Genomic DNA, 21,890 nt, shown 5'->3' on the forward strand with positions numbered 1-21,890 from the left:
CTTGAATCCCTACGACAAATTGCATTCTATACTGCCAGAAATTTTAACACTAAGACAACGGTTTATCTGAGCTTTTCAGTTATAATACGCCGTTGCGGAGGTTCCACTTATGACTTTTAAACGTTTTTTGTTGGCGGGTTTGTTTATTGCAGCTCTTAATGGTTGTGGCCAGGAGGTTACAACAGATTTACGCGGTGCTGAGATTAAAGCGCTGGACGAACAACTCTTGCCGAATGCTGACTGGCAGTTGAGTAAAGCGACAGTAGAATTGAGCTTTTGCCGGGACCGTATTAATGAGGCTTTGCTGGCATCAAAAGCTGAGCTTAGACGCTGGCGGTTATCGGGAGAAAGCACGGCATTTCCGCCATACAGGCAAGAAGGTTTGAGTACGTTATCCACGCTATTTGAAGAAACAGATATTCTACTCTGGCAAGTTGAAGGAAACGTCAGTGCGCAACGCTATCATGTTGTGAAGCCCGTGGGCGTGTCAAAAGGAGAGCTAGCCGATGCCGTATTTCCTGCCGTGGTTGCCTTTTCTTCGATGGCAGAGGTCTGCCATGCGGCCGTCGATGATTCTCCGTATTGAGAAAACTTTATTTGCCGAAAATTCGTAAAGTTAGATAATTATTGGTAAAAAAATTCTGTGGTTCGGTTTCAGTAAACTAGACTGAATACTGAGCTGAACATGGTAGGGGTTAGTTATGTCTATTGGGTTAAATATTGAGAACAAATTACGCGACGCGTTTACGCCAATTCATCTGGAAGTAGAAGATGAAAGCCATATGCATTCGGGCGGAGCGAATGCCGAATCTCACTTTAAAGTGGTATTAGTGACACCCAAATTCAGCGGAGAGCGGTTAATTAACCGACATCGTGCGGTTAATAAAGTGTTGGCTGATGAACTGATGAATAATATTCATGCATTGGCGTTACACACCTATACCCAAGGCGAGTGGGAGCAACTGGGCGAGTCCAGACGTTCGCCAAACTGTCTTGGCGGCTCGAAAATAGCGGCAAATTAAGAAAAATTACGCATGTCTGATGTGTTCCTGTGGTTGCATTAGTTACAATAACCAAAATAATGCGAACAACAGGGATACATTAATATGATCATTAAGCCAAAAATTCGCGGTTTTATCTGTACCAATTCTCACCCGGTGGGGTGTGCCGAAAACGTAAAGCGTCAAATAGAGTATGTCCGAAATAAACCTGCGGTGACCAACGGTCCGAGGAATGTTCTGGTAATAGGTTGCTCTACAGGTTATGGACTGGCTTCAAGAATTACAGCCGCGTTTGGTAGCGAGGCACATACTCTGGGTGTGTGTTTTGAGAAAGAACCGACAGAAAAGAAAACAGCAACAGCCGGCTGGTATAATACTGCCGCTTTTCATCAACAAGCTGAAAAAGCGGGCATAGGCTTCCATTCAATTAATGGCGATGCCTTTTCTGACGAAATTAAGCGGGAAAGTATCGACTACATTAAGCAAAACATGGGCAAAATTGACCTCGTTGTTTATAGCCTGGCTTCACCTAAACGCAAAGATCCGGAAAGCGGCGAAGTTTATAGCTCAGTATTAAAACCTATAGGCAAACAATACACCACCAAAACTTACAATACGGATAAAGACCAAGTGCATGAAATTACGCTTGATCCCGCTACTGATGATGATATTGCGAATACCGTTAAAGTTATGGGTGGCGAAGATTGGGAATGCTGGGTTAAAGCACTGCATGATGCTGGAGTATTGGCGAACAATTGCCAGACGACAGCTTATACCTATATCGGTAAAAAATTGACATTACCAATTTATGGGCATGCGACTATTGGTCGGGCTAAAGAGGATCTTGACCGGGCTGCATCAGAGCTTGTCGCCGAGTGTGATGACCTGAATCTGAAAGCGTATGTTTCTTCGCTAAAAGCGCTGGTTACTCAGGCAAGTTCAGCTATTCCGGTTATGCCTCTTTATATTTCATTAATCTATAAAGTGATGAAAGAAGAAGGTACGCATGAAGGTTGCATTGAGCAAATTTACCGCTTGTTCACTGAAGGTCTTTACAACAGCAGCCCGGAATTGGATGAAGCCGGCCGCCTTCACATGGATGGCTATGAGACCAATGATAAGACCCAGGCAAAGGTAGAAGCTGTGTGGGAGCACGTAACTCAGGATAACTTCCACCAGCTTGCCGATTACGAGGGGTATCATCAGGACTTCCTGCACTTATTTGGTTTTGGCTTTGATAATGTCGATTATGACGCTGATATTGATCCAAAAGTAAACTGGTAAGCGTTGTGGGAAAAATGCTAAAATCCCTTTGATAAGTGTGGAAAATGTTTTAGGTTACCGACAGGAAGTCCTCTAAAAGTGATTGCTTGTGTCGGTAACTATTTGATTATTCAGGTTTCCAGTCGTAATGGCTGGTTGAGATGAATCTTCCCTTAACGAGTAGTGCAAACGCATATGATTACGATCAAGAAAGGGCTGGACATCCCTACGAAAGGGGCGCCCCAGCAAAAACTATCCGACGGTAAGGCTGTGACAACAGTCGCTATCCTAGGTGAAGAGTACGTGGGTATGCGCCCAACCATGCACGTGAAAGAAGGTGACCCGGTTAAAAAAGGTCAGCTTATTTTCGAGGATAAGAAAAACCCTGGTGTCAAATACACAGCCCCTGGTGCTGGTGTAGTTAAAGACATCCTGCGTGGTGAGCGCCGAGTATTGCAGGCCGTTGTTGTTGAATTGAAAGGCGATGAGCAAGTCACCTTTGACAAATTTAACAGCGATAAGCTCAATTCATTAGGTCGTGAAAAGGTTCAGGACATTTTGGTTGAGTCGGGTCAGTGGCCTGCGCTTCGTACCCGTCCTTACAGCAAATCTCCGGCGTTAGATGCAGAGCCCAGCGCAATCTTCGTTAACGCAATGGATACTAACCCGCTAGCGGGTGACCCAACTTTATTTATTAATGAACAGAAGCAAGCTTTTATTGATGGTTTGAAGGTATTGTCGAACCTGACCGAAGGCAAAGTGTTTGTTAGTAAAGCCGCTGATGCCGAAGTTGATACCGGTGATGCCGATGTTACATTAGAATCTTTTTCCGGCCCTCACCCTGCGGGTTTGGTTGGTACTCATATACACTTTTTGCAGCCTGCGAGCATTAAACGCCCGGTATGGCATATTGGTTACCAGGACGTCATTGCCTACGGTAAATTATTCACAACCGGTGAAATATTTACTGATCGAGCAGTGGCTGTAGCTGGTGAAGGTATAAAAGAGCCGCGTCTGTTGCGCACACGTCTGGGTGCCAATTTGCATGAATTAACAGACAGCGAACTCAGCCGTGATAATCTGCGGATTATTTCTGGCTCTGTTTTACATGGCCATACTGCTGACAAAGAACACGCCTGGTTAGGTCGCTTCCATAATCAAGTCAGTGTTATTCCTGAAGGCAATTACAAAGAGTTTCTGGGGTGGATTCGCCCGGGCTCTGATTTGCATTCAGTAACGCGTGCTTATGCGGGGCATTTTAATCCGAAGAAGTTGTTTAGTATGACGACATCGCTGAATGGTTCTTCGCGTTCAATGGTTCCAATTGGCAATTATGAGCGTGTTATGCCTCTGGATATTCTGCCTACCGTATTGTTGAGAGACTTGCTGTCAGGAGATACGGACGAAGGCCAGCAATTAGGTTGCTTGGAATTGGACGAAGAAGATCTCGCATTGTGCACTTATGTTTGCCCGGGGAAATATGAATATGGCCCGGTGCTGCGTGACTGTCTCACTAAGATTGAGAAAGAAGGCTAACCCATGAGCTTGAAAGACAAACTCGAGCGTATTGAACCGCAGTTTGAAGAAGGCGGTAAATACGAAAAGTGGTACCCCTTATACGAGGCGGTAGCTACAATTTTATACACACCTGGTACTGTGACTAAGTCGGCGACGCACGTGCGTGACCGTATCGACTTGAAACGCATTATGATTCTGGTGTGGATGATGACCTTCCCGGCCATGTTCTGGGGTATGTATAACGTTGGTAACCAGGCAGCTATGGCCTTGGTCAGCGGTTATGAGCTGGCAGATGTTTGGCAGGTTGGTTTGTTCCACTTGCTAGGTGGTGAGCTCGGAGCCGATGCTGGCTGGGGTGCCAAAATGTGGTACGGCGCCTGTTTCTACCTGCCAATTTATGCGGTGACCTTTATTGTTGGTGGTTTCTGGGAAGTATTGTTTGCGTCTGTTCGCAAGCACGAAGTGAACGAAGGTTTCTTCGTTACCTCGGTTTTATTCTCATTGATTTTACCGGCAACAACGCCGCTATGGCAGGTCGCCTTAGGTATTACCTTTGGTGTCGTTATTGGTAAGGAAATTTTCGGCGGCACAGGCCGTAACTTCCTTAACCCGGCACTGACGGGGCGGGCATTCTTATATTTCGCTTACCCGGCCAATATGTCCGGTGATTCAATCTGGACCGCTGTTGATGGCTTCTCTGGTGCAACTAACCTGGGTAAAGCAGCGCTGGGTAACATGGATTACGGTAACACCGCATTATGGTGGGATGCTTTCCTTGGCAACATTCAAGGTTCAGTCGGTGAAGTTTCTACCTTGCTTATTTTGATAGGCGGTTTGGCGTTAATTTATTTCCGTATAGCCTCCTGGCGTATCGTTTTGGGTGTTTTTGCCGGCATGGTTCTGTTCTCCGGACTTTTGAACCTGATAGGCAGCGAAACTAACCCCATGTTCGCGATGCCCTGGTATTGGCACTTAGTCTTGGGTGGTTTTGCTTTTGCGATGATGTTCATGGCAACCGACCCGGTATCAGCGTCCTATACCAATAGAGGAAAGTTCGCGTACGGCTTGTTAATTGGTTTTATGACGGTCATGATCCGTGTTATTAACCCGGCCTTCCCGGAAGGCATTATGTTGGCCATTCTATTTGCTAACGTATTCGCGCCGTTATTTGACCACTTTGTAGCACAGGCAAATATCAAACGGAGGTTAGCGCGCAATGGCTAATAAAAATGAAGGTTTAGGTAAGACAATTATTGTCGTGCTGGCACTTTGTCTGGTTTGCTCAATTGTGGTTTCTGGAGCTGCTATTGGTTTAAAACCCATGCAGGAAAAGAACGCCGCACTTGATATGCAGAAAAACGTATTGGATGCCGTTGGTCTTCTGAAAGCTGATACCAATGTCACTGAGGCCTATGGGCAACGTATCGATACAATGGTTGTTAGCCTCAAAGACCTAACGGTTAAAGACGATATCGATACGGTATCCTTTAGTAATCGTAAAGCGGCGGGTGATCCTGAAACCAGCACAAAACTTGAAAAGAAGAATGATCCAGCTGGCTTGGGTACACGTGAAGACTTAACGCAAATTTATTTGGTTAAGGATGAAAGTGACGAGACAACAGGCTTAGTTCTACACATTCGTGGCCAGGGGCTTTGGGGAACCATGTACGGTCTGCTCGCTTTAGAGCAGGACTTTGACACGGTGAAAGGTGTTACTTTCTATGAACACAAAGAAACTCCGGGGCTGGGTGGCGAAATTACTAATCCTAACTGGGTGAAAACCTGGCAAGGTAAAGAAGTTTATGGCGAGGACGGTAACGTCCAGTTTGAAGTAGTAAAAGGTGGAGCCAGTAGTAAGCATGAAGTTGATGCGCTTTCCGGTGCGACCTTAACCAGTAATGGTGTTGAGTACCTAGTTCAATTCTGGATGGGCGAAAACGGTTACGGTCCATTACTCAAAAAACTTCGTGAGGGAGAGTTGAACAATGGCTAGTGCAAAAGAAATGAAGTCCGTTTTATTCGGACCGATATTTGCCAACAACCCCATCGCTTTGCAGATTCTTGGTGTCTGTTCTGCTTTGGCTGTAACGTCGAAAATGAGCAATACCTTGGTTATGTGTATAGCATTGACCGCGGTTGTTGCTTTCTCAAACTTATTTATTTCTATAATCCGAAACCATATACCGTCAAGTGTACGTATCATTGTTATGATGACCATCATTGCCAGTTTGGTTATTGTGGTTGATCAGATACTGCGAGCCTATGCTTATGGGATATCTAAGGAACTTTCGGTATTCGTCGGCTTAATTATTACCAATTGCATTGTAATGGGGCGGGCAGAAGCTTACGCTTCTAAAAACAACCCGTTTATGTCGTTACTGGACGGTATTGGGAACGGCTTAGGTTACTCTATCGTCTTATTGGTTGTCGGCTTTGTTAGGGAACTGTTCGGATCAGGCAGTTTGTTTGATGTTCAGATTTTAACGCTGGCATCACAAGGTGGTTGGTATGAACCGGTAGGCTTGTTATTGATGCCACCAAGTGCTTTCTTTATTATTGGTGGATTCATTTGGGTGCTGCGTAGCTTCCGCACTGAACAAGTTGAACCTAAGGAGTAATAGTCATGGAACAATATATCAACCTGTTCATACGCGCCGTTTTTATTGAAAACTTAGCGCTGTCATTCTTCTTAGGTATGTGTACTTTTTTGGCGGTATCTAAGAAAGTAAAAACGGCTTTTGGCTTAGGTGTTGCCGTTATTGTTGTATTGGGTATCTCGGTACCGGTAAATAATCTAATTTACCACAACATTCTGGCGCCGGGCGCACTTGACTGGGCCGGATTTCCGGACGCAGACTTAAGCTTCCTTAAGTTTTTGACCTTTATTGGCGTTATCGCTGCACTGGTGCAGATTCTGGAAATGACATTGGATAAATATGTGCCCGCACTTTATAACGCACTGGGTATATTCCTTCCGTTGATTACCGTTAACTGCGCCATTTTTGGTGGTGTTGCGTTCATGGTTGAGCGTGATTACAACTTTGGCGAATCGGTTGTGTTCGGAATTGGTAGCGGTGTTGGCTGGGCTTTAGCCATTGTTGCTTTGGCGGCAGTGCGCGAGAAACTGAAATATGCTGATGTACCCGATGGTTTGCGTGGCTTAGGTATTACATTTATTTCAGTGGGTCTGATTGGTTTGGGCTTTATGTCGTTTTCCGGCGTATCCTTATAACCAGTGTGTTGAATCGGTAAAAAAAGGTACGAATCGATGCAAGAGATATATCTCGGTGTAGGGATGTTCACTATTATCGTACTGGTTTTGGTTGCGATTATTATGTTCGCAAAATCAAAGCTGGTACCTCAAGGTGACGTAGAAATCCTGATTAATGAAGACGATGACAAAAAAATCGTGACCCAGCCTGGTACAAAACTGTTGGGTGCGTTGGCTAACGCTGGTATTTTCGTATCGTCAGCTTGTGGTGGTGGTGGTTCATGTGGTCAGTGTCGCGTCACCGTAAAAGAAGGTGGTGGTGACATTCTGCCAACTGAACTTGATCACATTACCAAGCGTGAAGCTCGCGAAGGTTGCCGTCTTTCTTGTCAGGTTAACGTTAAGCAGGACATGGAAATTGAATTGCCTGAAGAAGTGTTCGGTATTCGTAAGTGGGACTGTACAGTCAAGTCGAACGACAACGTAGCAACCTTTATCAAAGAGTTTATTGTTCAGTTGCCGGAAGGCGAGGATGTGCCATTCCGTGCCGGTGGCTTCATTCAGATTGAAGCGCCGCCGCACCACGTTAAGTATAAAGACTTTGATATTTCAGAGGAATATCATGGCGACTGGGATCGCTTTGGCTTTTTCGATGTTGAATCTAAAGTAGACGAAGAAGTTATACGCGCTTACTCAATGGCTAACTATCCGGAAGAAAAAGGCATTATTATGCTAAACGTCCGTATAGCAACCCCGCCGCCTAATGACTTGAGTCTGCCAGCCGGTAAAATGTCATCTTACCTTTTCAGTCTGAAACCGGGTGACAAAGTGACAATTTCAGGTCCGTTCGGCGAGTTCTTCGCCAAAGAAACTGAAGCGGAAATGGTCTTTATTGGTGGTGGTGCTGGTATGGCGCCAATGCGTTCTCACCTCTTTGATCAGATGCGTCGTTTAAAAACTGATCGTAAGGTTTCATTCTGGTACGGTGCGCGCTCAAGAAAAGAGATGTTCTATGTTGAAGACTTCGATGAGCTGGCAGAAGAAAACGATAATTTCGACTGGCACGTAGCACTGTCTGATCCTCAACCGGAAGATAACTGGGAAGGCGACACTGGCTTTATCCATAATGTTCTGTATGAACGTTATCTTAAAAACCATGAAGCGCCGGAGGACTGTGAGTTTTACATGTGTGGACCTCCGGTCATGAACGCTGCCGTTATTAACCTTTTGAAAGACTTAGGCGTAGAAGACGAGAATATTATGCTGGATGACTTTGGTGGTTAATCCATGATGTTTTCGAAATTTTCGACGACTAAAATTTGGCTGGCCCTTATGGGGCTGGCCTTTTTAGTTTCTTGTTCTGACGCGCCCGATAAAATCTCATTCAGTGGCGATACCATGGGAACTACTTACAGCGTAACGCTTTACACGAAAGATCCCAGGCACAATAAGGATGAGATAAAACGGAAGGTCGATATTGTGTTAGAGCGTGTCAACGCACAAATGTCGACTTACGACCCTGAATCAGAACTGTCTCAGTTTAATCAATTTAAAAGTACTGAACCGGTGGTTATTAGCCGAGCTCTTGAACGCGTAGTGACTCGTGCATTAGAGATTGCGGAGCAAACGGACGGTGCTCTGGACGTAACCATTGGGCCGTTAGTGAATTTATGGGGCTTTGGTCCTCAGGCAAAGCCTGAAAATGAACCTACAGAGTCTGAACTGCGAGAGGCTCGGCAAAAAACGGGTTACCAAAAGCTACGGGTAGAAAATCATCAATTGATAAAAGACAACCCGCAAATGTATGTCGATTTATCAACCATTGCAAAAGGCTACGGCGTTGACAGAGTCGCTCATTTATTGGAACAGCTACGAATAAAGCAGTACCTCATTGAAATTGGTGGAGAAATCCTAGTCAAAGGTGGTAAGCCTGATGAAGCTTCATGGCGTCTCGCAATAGAAAAGCCTGTTTCTACGGAACGAGCGGTACAAGATGTTGTCGAACTTAATGACGGTGCATTAGCAACCTCGGGTGATTACCGTAATTATTACGAGGAAAATGGACGTCGTTATTCACATATTATTGATCCTGCGACAGGCTCTCCTATACAGCATAATTTAGTTTCGGCTTCGGTCTATGCTGACGATACGATGTCTGCTGATGCTTATGCAACAGCTTTATTGGTAGCGGGAACTGATAAAGCAAAAGTATTTTCAGAAAAACATAATTTGGCAGTCATGCTCATCTATAAAACCGAAGATGGGTTTGATGAGTATATCAGCGACGCATTTGAGCCGTTGTTGAGTAAGCAGGAGTAGGAGTTTTAATGCAAACCTTTATAATGGTATTCGCTGTGTTTTTAATCGTTGTACTAGCAATGGCTATTGGTTATATGGTGCAACGAAAGACCATTTCCGGCAGTTGCGGTGGTATTGGCGCTTTAGGTATGGAAAAAGCCTGTGACTGCGACAATCCTTGCGAAAAACGTAAAGAGCGAATGAAAAAGGAAGAGGTCTGGAAAGAAAACCAGATTCATTGACCCTTATAGTCATAAAGGTTATAAATATATAACTTTTTGTTAATTTAGAGGGTGGCATGAAACCAATAAATATTCAGACAAATGCAAACGAGCTTTATCTGGACTGCAATGCCACCACTCCGGTACTTCCCGAAATTGTTAAAGCCGTTTCTCATGCAATGGAAACGGTTTTTGGCAACCCTTCAAGTAGTCATATTACCGGCTTAAAAGCGCGGTATATTCTGGATACAACCCGGCAACTCGCCCGCAAAGTAATCGGCTCAGAATCTGGTCGCCTCATTTTTACCAGTGGCGCGACAGAAGGCATACAAACGGCTGTTGTTTCGGCAATATATGCAGCAATGCAGGTAGAGCCAAGTGAAAGGAAAAAGTATTTGCTTTATGGCGCAACCGAACATAAAGCGGTTCCACAAGCTCTGGAGCACTGGAACCGCCTTCTTGGTTTAAAGGCTCAACTTTTACCAATTCCTGTTGATAATAATGGTTTGCTGGACACGCAGTTTATTGCCGAACATGCAAAAGACGCGGCGATGATATGCACCATGGCAGTTAATAATGAAACCGGTGTTATACAAAACCTGACTCAGTTGGAAGGTGTGATTCGTGAGCATAATCCTCATGTTCCCTGGATGGTTGATTGCGTGCAGGTGCTGGGGAAGAAAGCACTTAACTTAGATGAAACAACCATTGATTATGCGCCATTTAGCGGCCATAAACTTTATGGACCCAAAGGTATCGGGTTTATGGCTGTGCGCAGTTCAGCGCCTTATACGCCTTTAATCATTGGCGGTGGTCAGGAGTCTGGCCAACGTTCCGGAACCGAAAACTTACCCGGAATTGCAGCGTTAAATGCGTTATTTGAGTTAATGCTGAATAAAGAAAGTCAGCGCTTTAAGAGCGAAGCCACGTTGATGAGTTATCGTTCGCAGTTAGTTGAAGCGTTGAGCTCTGCCTTTCCGTCTATAGTCTTTAATCATGATCTCAATCACTCTGTTCCTACGACTCTTAATTTTTCTGTAGAAGGCGTTGCCTCGCGCGATATTATGGATGTTTTAGACGCGTGCCAGATAAGGGTTAGTTCGGGGTCAGCTTGTAGCTCTAAGGTAACCAGAAGTTTTGTATTGGATGCCATGGGTTTAGACGAGTGGCGCAGCGGTTCAGCCATACGTTTATCTTTTGGTCCGGCGACTCAACAAGAAGAAATTAGTGAGGCCTGTATACGTATAAAGAAAGCCGCTGATGCATTAAAAAACTCCTGCCTGATTGTTGCCGATACCAACAACGACAATGACGCTCAACTTGATGGCGTTGTTCAACTCAAATACGACGATCACTGTTGTTATCTGGTGATAGACCGAAAAGCTAAAGAAATACTCATCATTGATCCGCATCCAGCTCTGGCTGGAAGAATTGAGAATATTGTGAGTTGCCAGCACTACCGGGTGAAAGCTGTGGTTGCGACAGCGGTTACTCCGGTGATAAGCCAGTCTATTGAGTTGCTATCGCCAATACTTATGCCATCACAGTCAAAAAATGAGCAGGATATATTCGGTTGGCCGGAAGCAGAAGCCACCTCGTGTGATGCTGTTCCGGTTGAGTGTGAGGGCGATGTCAACGGTTGTGTCAGTATTGGAGAGCGTCGGCTATTCAGAGTTGGCACCCGAAATCCGGTTTATGTGTTGAGTGAGCCAGCGGCATTAAAGAGCCAGGTTCATTCTGACTTTTTATTTACCGGTGCAGAAGCTTCCCCTTCAGCTTACCAGTGCTTTATTGGTGAACATACGCTTCTTTGCCCGGGGCGGGACGCTGAACATCATATTGCTTATACCCCCTGTGAGTTAAGCGGAGACTTTCCTATTGATGATGTCGTTGATATTCCGGTCGGGGATACCGATGAATTTTGGCATCGCGATGATCTATTAATTATTGACGTTCGGGAAAGACAAGAGCATGTACTGTCAGATTTACCCTGTTGTGCAGAAGTCATCAATGTACCTCTGACTGAAGTTATTCAATTTATACATAACAATGCACATTTGCGTGAGCGCGATATTATTTGTTTATGTCGTTCTGGTAACAGAAGTCAGATTGTGGCTAATGTACTGAAGCGACACGGATTTAATAGTCGTCACTTGCTTGGCGGACTGGCTTTACTCGGCTCGCCAGCCGCCTAATAACGAGTATCAAACTAGAGTTTGGGGCGTTGTTGCGGTGTCTGCCATTGTAAACGACTAACATAACCGTCTTTGCCGACTAACCAGCAGCTGATATCGTCATGGCACTGAATATTCCAGATATCAGCATCAGAGAGCTTGAACCATTCGTTGTTGTTTAAGTTTAATACTGCCGCACCTTGCGGATTTGAAGTCAGTAACCAGGAACCATTGTGGTCAACAAGGCTTAAACTGTATAGAGCTCCTTTTACAGGGGGCTTAGGCAGGGCTTTGAATTCATCGTTTTGGTAATGCCACAGACGATTTTTATCATCAGAAGCATCGTTTAAGTCACCGCCGGCAATATAAAAGGTCTCATCATCAATTGGCCATACACTGGTAATGCCAGCCATTGGGCCTGCCTGCATTGGCGTTTCTACAACCCGGAAACGAATACCGAAAGAGCCTTTAATTAACACTCGTGCTTTGTCTGCGTTACCGGTGGCTATCATCCAGCTATCGTTATTAAAACGGGCGCAGCTGCCACTTGCGGCAAAGCCGCCCTCATTTGACAGAGGTGGTTTGGCAACGGCACTACGAACCTGCATCCAGTTACGACCATCGGCGGCACGAACCATGCGCCATTCATCACCCACGCTATCGCCGTAAATCCAGGCTTCACCGCCAGGGGAAAGCGCCATGCAATTGAAAAAACTGTCGGACTCGCCGCGATAACGTAAGCGCCAGCTGTTACCGCCATTATCGGTATAATAGATACGTGATTGACCGCCACTACCGACACTAAGTGCAAAAGCACGACGGTCATCAATCGCTTCTATATCGCGAAAATCGAGATCATCCGGTCCGGGCTGAAAATATTCCCAGCTTTTTCCTGAATCTGTGGTTCTGGCTACGGTTCCTTTCTCACCGGAAATCCAGATAGTGTCCCGGCTTACCGGACTAACGCCCACCCAATGCTGCTGGCGAACATTATCAAATACTTCTATTTCCGGCGGCTGAGCTACCGCCGGAAGACTTAATAATGCGCTGAAGGGCAAAGCAAGCCTGAGTATATTGACGGCTCGCTGCTGAAGCTTCGAAATCATAGATGTCGCCTAATTAATTGTGCATATCATTGAGTGTAACATGTTTCTTTTTTACCGATACGTGAGTTCGAGGCGCTTAGTTCACTGTGCATCAAAACACAGTCCATTGTCAGAAATGCTGTCGTCGCTCATCAAATACAGGTATGTAGGCATCAGCTCTGCCGGCGTTTTTAATGACTTAGCGTCTTCCGCCGGATAAGCCTTTGAGCGCATAGAAGTGCGAGTGGCACCCGGGTTAATGACGTTTGTACGCAGCTTTGTCTCGTCGTATTCATCAGCAATAACCTGAGCCATGCCTTCAGTTGCAAATTTACTGATAGAATAAGTGCCCCAGAAAGCTTTACCTTTGCGACCAACACCGGAGGACGTAAATACTAAAGAAGCATTGGGGGACTTTTCCATGATCGGAATAAGTGCCTTTGTCATAGCAAACTGACCGGTGACATTAACCTGCATAACATCATCCCAGCTGTCTTTTTCAATATGGGTAAACGGGGAAAGAATACCGAGCAGCCCGGCATTGTGAAGTACGCCATCCAGTCGACCGAATTGATTATCGATAGTGGCGGCCATATCGCGGTAGTGATTTTCGGTTGCACCTTTTAGGTCCAATGGAATAATTGCTGGTTGTGGGCTTTCCTGAGCTATTATTTCATCATAAACGGACTCTAACTTACTGACTGTGCGCCCCAGTAAAATGACCGTTGCGCCGTGTTTAGAGAAGCTAAGAGCGGCCTCGCGACCAATGCCGTCGCCGGCGCCAGTAACTAAAATAACTTTGTTTTTCAGTAGGTCAGGACTAGCCTTATAATTGTGTACGGTTTTAATTTTCATAACAGTTTTTTAATACCATTGGACTGTGGTCGGGTGAGTGGGCTATTGTAACGATAATAGAATAACTTCTCAGCAAACGAACGAAAAATCGGTAAAAAGCCTTTCATCTTAATTCATACAGGTGTATAAAAATCGTTAAGAGAAGGCATAGAATAACAAAACCTAAAAAAGGATCGGGGATACCTCATGAAGAAATTACTACTCCCACTAGCGATTGGTTCTGCGCTCAGCCTGGCAGGCTGCGGTAGCGGTGACGAAGCGCCTATTACAGAAAGTGAAATAAATGTTGCCGCGTCGCGCGTGGTTTTTGACCCGTCAAATGGTGAAGTGCCAGCACCGACTAACATACTGTTAAGCGGTTCAGTCGATGGCACGTTGAATCTGCCGGTTGAAGATGCATCTGATATTGCAGACCCACAAGTGTCTATTAATGGACTTGATGGCTGGGGAACACATTCAACGTTAACGTTTGATTTCTCATTGCCGGTTGATGAAAACGGTGAACAAGTCACTATAGAAGCAGCTAGTCTGGAGGCTCAGGGGTCAATAAGGGTATTTGAAACCCTTCAGGGTGGCAATGAGATCTCGCCTGATTGTGCTGCCGCCAACCCAGCTGCGGTTTGCGCTATAGCCGGTGAGCTTCAGCACGGTGCAGACTTTACGGTTAAAGAAACTGGGGATGGCAGTGTTGCCGTTGTGCCATTACGTCCTTTTAAGCCTAAAACGGGTTATCTGGTTGTATTAACTAATAACATTCAAGACTCTTTGGGTCGTGATGTTAAGCCATCACAAACCTACACTCTGATGAAACGTAACGTTGAAGAAAACCCGGTTTCAGGCGATGAGAGTGCTTTAGCCCTGCAGGGCTTGGTTAACAGTTATGAAGGTGCATTGGCACAGCATGGGGTTGACCCCGAGGGTGTCATTTACAGCTCGAACTTTACCACACAGTCGGTGGGCGATGTTCTGGGTATGACTAAGACCTTGTTGGGTCAGCAGATCGCGTTCGGAAACACGCCACAACTGCAGGCCACATCTTTAGGTAAGACCTTAGATGAAGACTTGAGTAAAGCGGGTATTACTGACCCTAATACTTTGGCTGCTGCAAGCGCAGCTAAGGTTTACGGTGGTCAAGTTGATTTACCCTATTACTCACCGTTACCCAGCGCTGAGAATCCAACTGCACCAGTAACAGGTCGTTGGATGGCAAAATGTGACAGTCCCATTTCTATTGTGGGAGGTATTGAAAGTGGCGCTATTCCCGATGGCACTCTGGGGATAACGCAAGATGCAATAGAAGCAGACAAAGCTGCAATTATTAAGTCTTTAGTTGGAACCTGTATTTCTCAGCCAGATGGAATCGATCTGCCTGGTGTTGATGAAGAGCGCCACTTGACGAAATATAACCCTGTGCCTGCGTCTCAAGATGATGAAACTATTAATGCTTTCATTACAATTCCTGATTTGGCAACGGCAAATGGGGTAAGGGCTTCAATGGAGCTTGATCCACTGACGGCTCCGGCTAACGGTTGGCCGGTAGTGATTTTCCAACACGGTATCGCTCAGGATAAATCTAATGCAGCGGCTATTGCAGGCTCGTTAGCTGTTGCCGGTTTTGCGACAGTGGCTATTGATCACCCATTGCACGGGGATAGAGGCTTTGATGTTGATAACGATGGCGAACTTGATATTACCGCTACCGGCACTGAAAACGTTACAACGTATATGAATCTGAATAGCTTACTCACTACACGCGACAATCTGCGTCAATCGATTGCTGATTTAGTAGGGTTACGTGTAAGCTTGAATAACTTTGTCGCAGGTGACGGTTCTGAACTCGATGGAAGTGATGTTCATTTTGTTGGTCATTCACTAGGCGCAATTGCAGGGACTGGTTTTACCGCTTTAGCGAATACGTCGTTCGGTGAAGATAGCCAATTAGCTGCTTTTGACAGTCAGTTCTCCGTAAAAGCTTCAAGTTTGGCTATGCCGGGTGGTAGCCTTGCAAACTTCTTGCTCGCGTCAGACAGCTTTGGTCCTACAATTAAGGCAACATTGCTGTATTCGGCTAACCCGGAATTTAAAGCAGGTGCTGGCGAAGCGATAGCGGGCGGTGCCAGCCTTGAAGAGTTTTATGCAGGATTCATGGCACAAGCCTCAGAACAGCAAGTTGCGCAAATTAATGCGATATTAGAACAGTTTGCGTTTGCCGCACAAACTGTCGTTGATTCGGGTGACCCTGTAAACTATGCGAGCGACATGGTTGCTGCAGAAACGCCTGTATTTATGATTGAGTCAATTGGTGACACTGTCATTCCAAACGCAGTAGAAGACAAGCCTTTAGCGGGTACTGAACCTCTTGCAGCGCTGCTTGGTTTAGAGGGTATTTCAACGACAACGACATCACAAGATGGTAGTCCGGTATCAGGTATTGTACGCTTTGGCGGTGACGCAGAGCACGGTTCACTAGTTAGTTCAGAACCATCTGCGGCAGTTACCGCTGAAATGCAGCAACAAATCGCATTTTGGTTCGCAGCCGATATGTTGCAATTACCAGTAACCAACGAAGAAGTGGTAGAATAACCTTCAGGTTACTGGACACTTAGTATTCAAAGGCCGGCAGTTATGCTGGCCTTTTTCGTTTCAGGGGAGTGGTATGGAATTTGTTACTGATATTGGAAGCTTTTTATTAAAAGCCGCTATTATTGTTGTAGCGGTTGGTTTTATTGTGGGTCTGGTTGCGCAAGCGGCGCAAAAACAGAAGAAGAGCAAAGGTGACTTACAGGTTACGCATTTATCTAAAGAGTTGAATGAGCTCAGTGAGCAATTAAAAATTGAGTTGATGGATAAAAAAGCTCAAAAAAAGGCATTGAAAGCGCTTAAGAAAAAGAAAGCCACTGAAAATAAAGAAAACCGCCTGTTCGTTATTGATTTTAAAGGCAGTATGGATGCAAAAGAAGTCGATAGCTTACGGCATGAAGTTAACGCTATTCTTAACCTAGCCACTGAAAAAGACGAAGTACTGATTCGCCTGGAAAGTGGCGGTGGGGTTGTTAATGGTTATGGCCTGGCAGCCGCTCAGCTATTACGGCTCAAAGAACATAAGTTAACCGTTAACATTGCTATTGATAAGGTCGCTGCGAGCGGCGGTTACATGATGGCTTGTGTGGGTCATAAACTGCTTGCCGCGCCATTTGCGTTTGTGGGTTCAATTGGTGTGGTGGCACAAATACCCAACTTTCACCGTCTTTTGAAAAAGCATAATGTCGATTTTGAACAGTTAACCGCAGGCGAATACAAACGTACGTTGACCCTATTTGGTGAAAATACTGACGAAGGGCGTCGTAAGTTTAAGCAGGATTTAGAAGCCATTCATCGCCAGTTTAAATCCTTTGTGCAGGAAAACCGTTCTGAGCTCGATATCGACAAGGTTGCAACGGGTGAGGTTTGGTCAGGTCAGGAAGCGAAAGAACTCGGGCTAATAGATGAGATTATCACCAGCGATGCCTGGTTAATGAAACAGCATAAAGATTTTGAGGTATTACAGTTGCAGTACGTTACCCGTAAACCCTTAAGTGAACGCTTTGCTAAAGGTATGTCGGTTATTATTCATACGTTGAAATCATCTTTAACCCGGTCGGATGTCGCACAATAAAAGGTGTTCAGCTTGGCTGGCAGTTTTATAGCTGCTTATTCAAAAGCTTTCTGCTAGGCTGTTGCAGTTTTTTAAAATGAATAATAAAGGACGCTTATGAGCGAAAAGAAAAAACTCAGCCTGACCAGCCGTATTGTTATTGGCATGGTTGCTGGGATCATTCTCGGTACCATTATTCGTTACGCAGCCGGTGATAATGCCTGGGTTTCCCTGTATTTAACCAATGGGCTTTTTGATGTAGTGGGTCAAATATTCATTACCTCACTGAAAATGCTGGTTGTCCCTTTAGTGTTCGTGTCACTGGTAGTCGGCACTTGCTCGTTAAGTGATCCCAGTAAGCTTGGGCGTCTAGGTGGAAAAGCGGTTGGCATGTATATGGTAACCACGGCTATTGCCATTAGCTTTGCTATCTTCGCTGCTGTTCTGGTTCAGCCTGGCTCGGGTATAGAACGAACCTCAGACGCTACCTTTGAACCCAATGAAGCGCCATCGGTGAGTGAAGTTATTATTAATCTATTCCCCGATAATCCCATCAACGCTATGGCTGAAGGCAACATGTTGCAAATTATTATTTTTGCACTGTTGTTCGGTATTTCCATGGCGTTAGTCGGCAAACCGGGCGAGCGTTTGAAAGGTTTTTTCGATGACTTAAACGCGGTCATTATGAAGCTGGTGGTTATTTTAATGAACCTCGCACCTTATGGTGTGTTTGCGCTAATGGCTAAGTTATTCACTGAAATTGGCGTGGAAATGATAGGCAGCCTCGCGAAATACTTCCTGTTGGTTCTGTTTGTATTGCTCGCCCATGGCTTAATTGTTTATCCGTTGTTTATGCGTGTTCTGGCTCGAGTTAAGCCCGGTATTTTCCTGCGTAAAATGCGAGATGCGCAATTGTTTGGTTTCAGCACGGCCAGCAGTAATGCGACGATGCCAATCACTCTGGAAACCGTTACTCGTCGTTTAGGGGGTAGCAACAGTGTTGGGTCTTTCACCGTGCCTTTAGGCGCTACTATCAATATGGATGGTACGGCTATTATGCAGGGAGTTGCGACAGTCTTTATTGCGCAGGTCTATGGACTGGATTTAGGCATAGCCGAGTACTTGATGGTGATTATGACGGCAACCCTGGCTTCTGTTGGTACCGCGGGTGTTCCCGGCGTTGGCCTTATTATGTTAGCCATGGTTCTGCAACAAGTCGGTCTTCCGGTCGAAGGTATTGGCCTGATTATTGGTGTGGATCGGTTGCTGGATATGACCCGAACCGCAGTGAATGTCACTGGTGATGCAATGGTTAGCTCTGTGGTTGCACGCTCAGAAAACGATTTTGATGAAGACGTATACTACGACAAAGACGCGGGCAAGAAGCTGGAAGAGCTCTAGTCAGTCTGTAAAAAACCGGTGCACACCTAGGTGTGCGCCGGTACTCCTGAATGAAAGCGTAATTTGTTATCTTCTGCGCTAATTAATTCCGCCTCCCAGGTTCTGAATTCATTCACCCTTTCCGTAATATCTGTCCCACTCAGCTTTTGGGCTAATTCAAGATAATCCTGGTAATGCCGGGCTTCTGAACGCAGAAGCGAGACATAAAACCGGGCAATGTCATCGTCCAGGTGCGGTGCCAGTGCAGCAAAGCGTTCACACGAGCGTGCTTCAATAAGTGCCCCTATAATCAGTTTGTCGATTAGAGCCTGTGGCTCGTAAGTACGCACGTGGCGGATAAGTTGTGCGGCATAGCGAGAGGCGCTGAGTTTATATAAGGGAATATTGCGGCGCTGCATAATTTCCAGAACTTGCTGAAAGTGATGTAGCTCCTCCCGAATTAAACGGGACATTTTATCAATAATTTCGTCGGCGTAAGGTTGTGACTCCGCAGCTTGCAAGGCGTGTGAAAGTTGTTTGCTCTGCTTGAGTTGATCAAAGTTTCCCAGCCCGCGGTAGACCAGATCTTCATAAGGTTGCAAAGCATCCAGTAAGGCCTGACCGTGGCCTTCATTCACAGCGTAACGACGCAGCAACAGAGCAGCACTTTGAGCGGCTTTAAGCTCGCAATGCAAGTGATCAAGTAATATTACGGGTAAGTTTTCTGCCAGAGAAGCTTGTTGCACCCACTTTTGCGGAGTTCTGCAAAGCAAAAAATTGTGTATAGGGTCCAGTAGGTTTAAATAGGGTTCGACAACGTTATGATTCACAACCATCCTTTTTGACTTAAAAGTGCAAAATAAATTAACAAGTTCGGCATTTTTCTATAACAAAAGGCCTTGACAGAAAAGAGGTGGTGCTGAATATTAGACACATGGGGTGAATTTTTCAGCAGAACCCATATTGAAATTATAACGTATTTAAGAATTTCGCGGTATGACCGCGTGCTATGGGGAAGTGAAATTATGATACTGAATCATATTTGGGGCTTATACGCTCATCCGGTTCAAGAATGGAAGTCAATAGACAGTAAGCGGGAGAGTTTTCTTTATTCGTGCTCTCACATTCTGTTAGTTGCAATTTTACCGTGTTTGGCCGCCTATTATGGCTCCGCTCATATAGGCTGGAGCATTGGAACTCGTGAATCTATTTACTTGACGCAAAACAGCGCTGTCATGATGGGCGTTGCAATGTACATCGGTATATTGGGTGCAACTTTTGCGCTGGCCTACTTAATTTATTGGATGGCAAAAACTTTTGGTGCTGATCCAAGTTATACCAAGTCTCTTGAATTAGCCGCTTATGCTGCAACTCCGGTCATTATGTCGGGAATTGCCTCGCTGTATCCTGAGCTCTGGTTTACAACTGTTGTCTTTCTTGGCGGTGTGGCTTATTCCGTTTACCTGCTTTACTCAGGCCTGCCGGTTATTATGCACATTCCTGAAGAGCGCGGCTTTCTTTACGCCAGTTCGGTGGTGACCGCAGGTCTTATTGCCATGGTGGTATTGATGGCTACGACAGCAATCTTGTGGACTAATGGTTTCGGACCAGACTTCATGTCCTAAATAAGACGTTGAATAGAAAAAGGCCCAATTCCATTGAACCGGAACTGGGCCTTTTTTATGGCATTTAATACCGTTATTTTTTCAGGTAATGTCCGGCTAAACAGGTAACCGGTGCAGCTGTCGGTTTTCCATGTTGCCAGTCACCACCTTCAACACCGCTGCCGGCTATATCAATGTGGATGTAGCTGATAGGATGCTCGCTGTCGATGCCGTGGTTGTCGAGCCCGGAAACGCCGCTTAAAAATGCCATAGGGAATTGGTGTCCACGAGGGGTGGCTGCTGAAGGACCATTGTTAGATGAGAGTAAATCATCACACAAGGTACGGCCTTTCACAAAATCAAAGTCTTCACGACGCGACCAGGAAATTTCGGTTGGGTCACCATAAGCCTCACCAGCGTCAAATAAGTCCTGAGCGAGGTTTTGGCGACGCGCATGACCATTCGGTACCAGTGCGCTATAAGGCCCTTTTGATAACGCCGCATGGCCTGTCAGAGTGGCTACGGTATAAAGCTCGTGTTCACCATCACCTTTTGCCGCTTCTTCACGCAAATGTGACAGCAAGTCAGCCATAACAAGGCGGCCTTCGGCGTCGGTATTACCAATGCGTACACGCTTACCACTATGACCAGTAATGATTTCATCGGCGACAAAGGCATCGGAACCAATGCTGTTACGTACTGCACCAATCTCCGCTATCACGTTAAGGTGTTCAGGTTGTAATTCCGCTACGGTTTTCATGAAACCAGCGACGCCTGCGGCACCACCTTTGTCGCGGCTCATACCGGCCATATGACCGCCAACTTTCAGGTCAGCGCCACCGGTATCATAGACAATGCCTTTACCGGCAAACATGACGGTACGCTCGGGTTTGCTGCCATGGTACTCGAGACGGATAACGCATGGGCGGTGGCGTTCCACGGCCATTGATGAACGACCAACAGCAGCCAGTAATGGATATTCGTGCTGTAGTTGTTGGTAATCATCTATAACGGTAACTTTAACCGAAGTGTGTGCGAAAGCATGGCGGCAATATTCGGCAAAACGTGGTGGCGCCATGCGCTCAGGCTCTGTGCCTGCAAGGTCACGCGCAACACGTTTGCCGGCTTCGACTGCCATTGCCCAGTCAGCATCGAGCTCACCGACCAGAATAACGCTTTGAGTGGGCTCAATGGCTTCTTCGCCATGAGCCTCGCGAGCTTCCAGTGGCTGATAAAGCGCCTGAGAAAAACCCAGATAAGCCGCTAAAAAAGCTTGCTGATAGCGTTCACCGTTAATATCTATGTTGTTAAGTGCAATAACCGGGTGGCGGGCACCGGCATCTTGCGCGACTTTTGCCGCGGCATGTGCTGCATCAAAAACCTGACGGACATCGTCAAAGTCCCGGTTTAACGGACCGGTTGGTGCTGCGATTAAACGTTGACCGGGTACGCCGTTAGCTTGCAATAATAAAGGTTGCTTACCAACTCGCTGGTCTGTGGTTTGTGCCTGCTGAATGGTTTCAGCCAAAGCTGAATCGTCAACAGAGTCAAAGTTTCCAATTAAGATAAGTGCGTCAGTACCATCTTTCGAATATGCGTCAGCCAGTGAGCTGACAATTTGCAGTTGTGCAAATGCCATAAAAATA

General features: G+C 45.8%; 20 protein-coding genes. 16 read left to right on the top strand and 4 right to left on the bottom strand.

Annotated features, from left to right (window positions below; all coding sequences use genetic code 11):
• Positions 1–109: 109 nt before the first annotated feature.
• From L8G48_RS00675 to L8G48_RS00730, 12 genes are all read left to right on the top strand, one after another.
• On the top strand, positions 110–586 hold the full coding sequence (locus L8G48_RS00675; RefSeq protein WP_248262695.1) for a hypothetical protein: 477 nt from the start codon (positions 110–112) through the stop codon (positions 584–586).
• Between the two features lie 115 nt (positions 587–701).
• Complete coding sequence (locus L8G48_RS00680; protein WP_248262696.1) at positions 702–1,022, top strand: BolA family protein; 321 nt, start codon at positions 702–704, stop codon at positions 1,020–1,022.
• Between the two features lie 84 nt (positions 1,023–1,106).
• Positions 1,107–2,285 (top strand): enoyl-ACP reductase FabV, encoded by a 1,179-nt coding sequence (gene fabV, locus L8G48_RS00685; protein ID WP_248262697.1) that lies wholly within the window; start codon positions 1,107–1,109, stop codon positions 2,283–2,285.
• Positions 2,286–2,459: 174 nt separating this feature from the next.
• Entirely contained in the window at positions 2,460–3,800 is a 1,341-nt protein-coding gene (locus L8G48_RS00690; protein WP_248262698.1) for a Na(+)-translocating NADH-quinone reductase subunit A, read from the top strand.
• 3 nt (positions 3,801–3,803) lie between these two features.
• On the top strand, positions 3,804–5,006 hold the full coding sequence (locus tag L8G48_RS00695; protein WP_248262699.1) for an NADH:ubiquinone reductase (Na(+)-transporting) subunit B: 1,203 nt from the start codon (positions 3,804–3,806) through the stop codon (positions 5,004–5,006).
• Positions 4,999–5,775, top strand: a complete 777-nt coding sequence (locus L8G48_RS00700) for a Na(+)-translocating NADH-quinone reductase subunit C (protein ID WP_248262700.1) — start codon at positions 4,999–5,001, stop codon at positions 5,773–5,775. Before L8G48_RS00695 ends, L8G48_RS00700 begins: the two co-directional genes overlap by 8 nt.
• On the top strand, positions 5,768–6,400 hold the full coding sequence (locus L8G48_RS00705) for an NADH:ubiquinone reductase (Na(+)-transporting) subunit D (protein WP_248262701.1): 633 nt from the start codon (positions 5,768–5,770) through the stop codon (positions 6,398–6,400). The genes L8G48_RS00700 and L8G48_RS00705 overlap by 8 nt, the downstream gene beginning before the upstream one ends.
• 5 nt (positions 6,401–6,405) lie before the next feature.
• Positions 6,406–7,014 carry an NADH:ubiquinone reductase (Na(+)-transporting) subunit E gene (gene nqrE / locus L8G48_RS00710; protein ID WP_248262702.1) on the top strand — a complete coding sequence of 203 codons (609 nt, stop codon included), beginning with the start codon at positions 6,406–6,408 and terminating at the stop codon, positions 7,012–7,014.
• A gap of 36 nt (positions 7,015–7,050) precedes the next feature.
• On the top strand, positions 7,051–8,277 hold the full coding sequence (gene nqrF, locus L8G48_RS00715; RefSeq protein ID WP_248262703.1) for an NADH:ubiquinone reductase (Na(+)-transporting) subunit F: 1,227 nt from the start codon (positions 7,051–7,053) through the stop codon (positions 8,275–8,277).
• A 3-nt stretch (positions 8,278–8,280) separates the two neighbouring features.
• A complete protein-coding gene (locus L8G48_RS00720) occupies positions 8,281–9,312 on the top strand; it encodes an FAD:protein FMN transferase (RefSeq protein ID WP_248262704.1) in 1,032 nt (343 codons plus the stop codon).
• Positions 9,313–9,320: 8 nt separating this feature from the next.
• Positions 9,321–9,533, top strand: coding sequence for a (Na+)-NQR maturation NqrM (gene nqrM / locus L8G48_RS00725; protein ID WP_248262705.1), 213 nt, complete (start codon positions 9,321–9,323; stop codon positions 9,531–9,533).
• Positions 9,534–9,589: 56 nt separating this feature from the next.
• The gene (locus tag L8G48_RS00730) at positions 9,590–11,707 is read left to right on the top strand and encodes an aminotransferase class V-fold PLP-dependent enzyme (protein WP_248262706.1); all 2,118 of its coding nucleotides are present in this window, start codon (positions 9,590–9,592) and stop codon (positions 11,705–11,707) included.
• Positions 11,708–11,721: 14 nt separating this feature from the next.
• Here L8G48_RS00730 and L8G48_RS00735 read toward each other — a convergent pair whose 3' ends face one another.
• Both L8G48_RS00735 and L8G48_RS00740 read right to left on the bottom strand, forming a co-directional pair.
• The gene (locus L8G48_RS00735; RefSeq protein WP_248262707.1) at positions 11,722–12,792 is read right to left on the bottom strand and encodes a WD40/YVTN/BNR-like repeat-containing protein; all 1,071 of its coding nucleotides are present in this window, start codon (positions 12,790–12,792) and stop codon (positions 11,722–11,724) included.
• Positions 12,793–12,873: 81 nt separating this feature from the next.
• Complete coding sequence (locus L8G48_RS00740; protein ID WP_248262708.1) at positions 12,874–13,626, bottom strand: YciK family oxidoreductase; 753 nt, start codon at positions 13,624–13,626, stop codon at positions 12,874–12,876.
• Positions 13,627–13,812: 186 nt separating this feature from the next.
• On the opposite strand from L8G48_RS00740, the gene L8G48_RS00745 reads away from it, so the two are divergent.
• The 3 genes from L8G48_RS00745 (at position 13,813) to L8G48_RS00755 (ending at position 18,661) form a co-directional block, all read left to right on the top strand.
• The gene (locus L8G48_RS00745; RefSeq protein WP_248262709.1) at positions 13,813–16,209 is read left to right on the top strand and encodes a VolA/Pla-1 family phospholipase; all 2,397 of its coding nucleotides are present in this window, start codon (positions 13,813–13,815) and stop codon (positions 16,207–16,209) included.
• 73 nt (positions 16,210–16,282) lie between these two features.
• Positions 16,283–17,281, top strand: a complete 999-nt coding sequence (sohB, locus tag L8G48_RS00750; protein WP_248262710.1) for a protease SohB — start codon at positions 16,283–16,285, stop codon at positions 17,279–17,281.
• 96 nt (positions 17,282–17,377) lie between these two features.
• Positions 17,378–18,661: a dicarboxylate/amino acid:cation symporter gene (locus L8G48_RS00755; RefSeq protein ID WP_248262711.1), complete on the top strand. Its 1,284-nt coding sequence runs from the start codon at positions 17,378–17,380 to the stop codon at positions 18,659–18,661.
• A 26-nt stretch (positions 18,662–18,687) separates the two neighbouring features.
• Here L8G48_RS00755 and miaE read toward each other — a convergent pair whose 3' ends face one another.
• Positions 18,688–19,470: a tRNA isopentenyl-2-thiomethyl-A-37 hydroxylase MiaE gene (gene miaE / locus L8G48_RS00760; protein WP_248262712.1), complete on the bottom strand. Its 783-nt coding sequence runs from the start codon at positions 19,468–19,470 to the stop codon at positions 18,688–18,690.
• A gap of 195 nt (positions 19,471–19,665) precedes the next feature.
• On the opposite strand from miaE, the gene L8G48_RS00765 reads away from it, so the two are divergent.
• Positions 19,666–20,265: a Yip1 family protein gene (locus tag L8G48_RS00765; protein ID WP_248262713.1), complete on the top strand. Its 600-nt coding sequence runs from the start codon at positions 19,666–19,668 to the stop codon at positions 20,263–20,265.
• Positions 20,266–20,338: 73 nt separating this feature from the next.
• On the opposite strand, the gene L8G48_RS00770 is transcribed toward L8G48_RS00765, so the two are convergent.
• Positions 20,339–21,883 carry a M17 family metallopeptidase gene (locus L8G48_RS00770; RefSeq protein WP_248262714.1) on the bottom strand — a complete coding sequence of 515 codons (1,545 nt, stop codon included), beginning with the start codon at positions 21,881–21,883 and terminating at the stop codon, positions 20,339–20,341.
• Positions 21,884–21,890 lie beyond the last annotated feature (7 nt).

The sequence above is a fragment of the Idiomarina aminovorans genome (assembly GCF_023155095.1).
In the GTDB taxonomy this organism is placed as follows: domain Bacteria; phylum Pseudomonadota; class Gammaproteobacteria; order Enterobacterales; family Alteromonadaceae; genus Idiomarina; species Idiomarina aminovorans.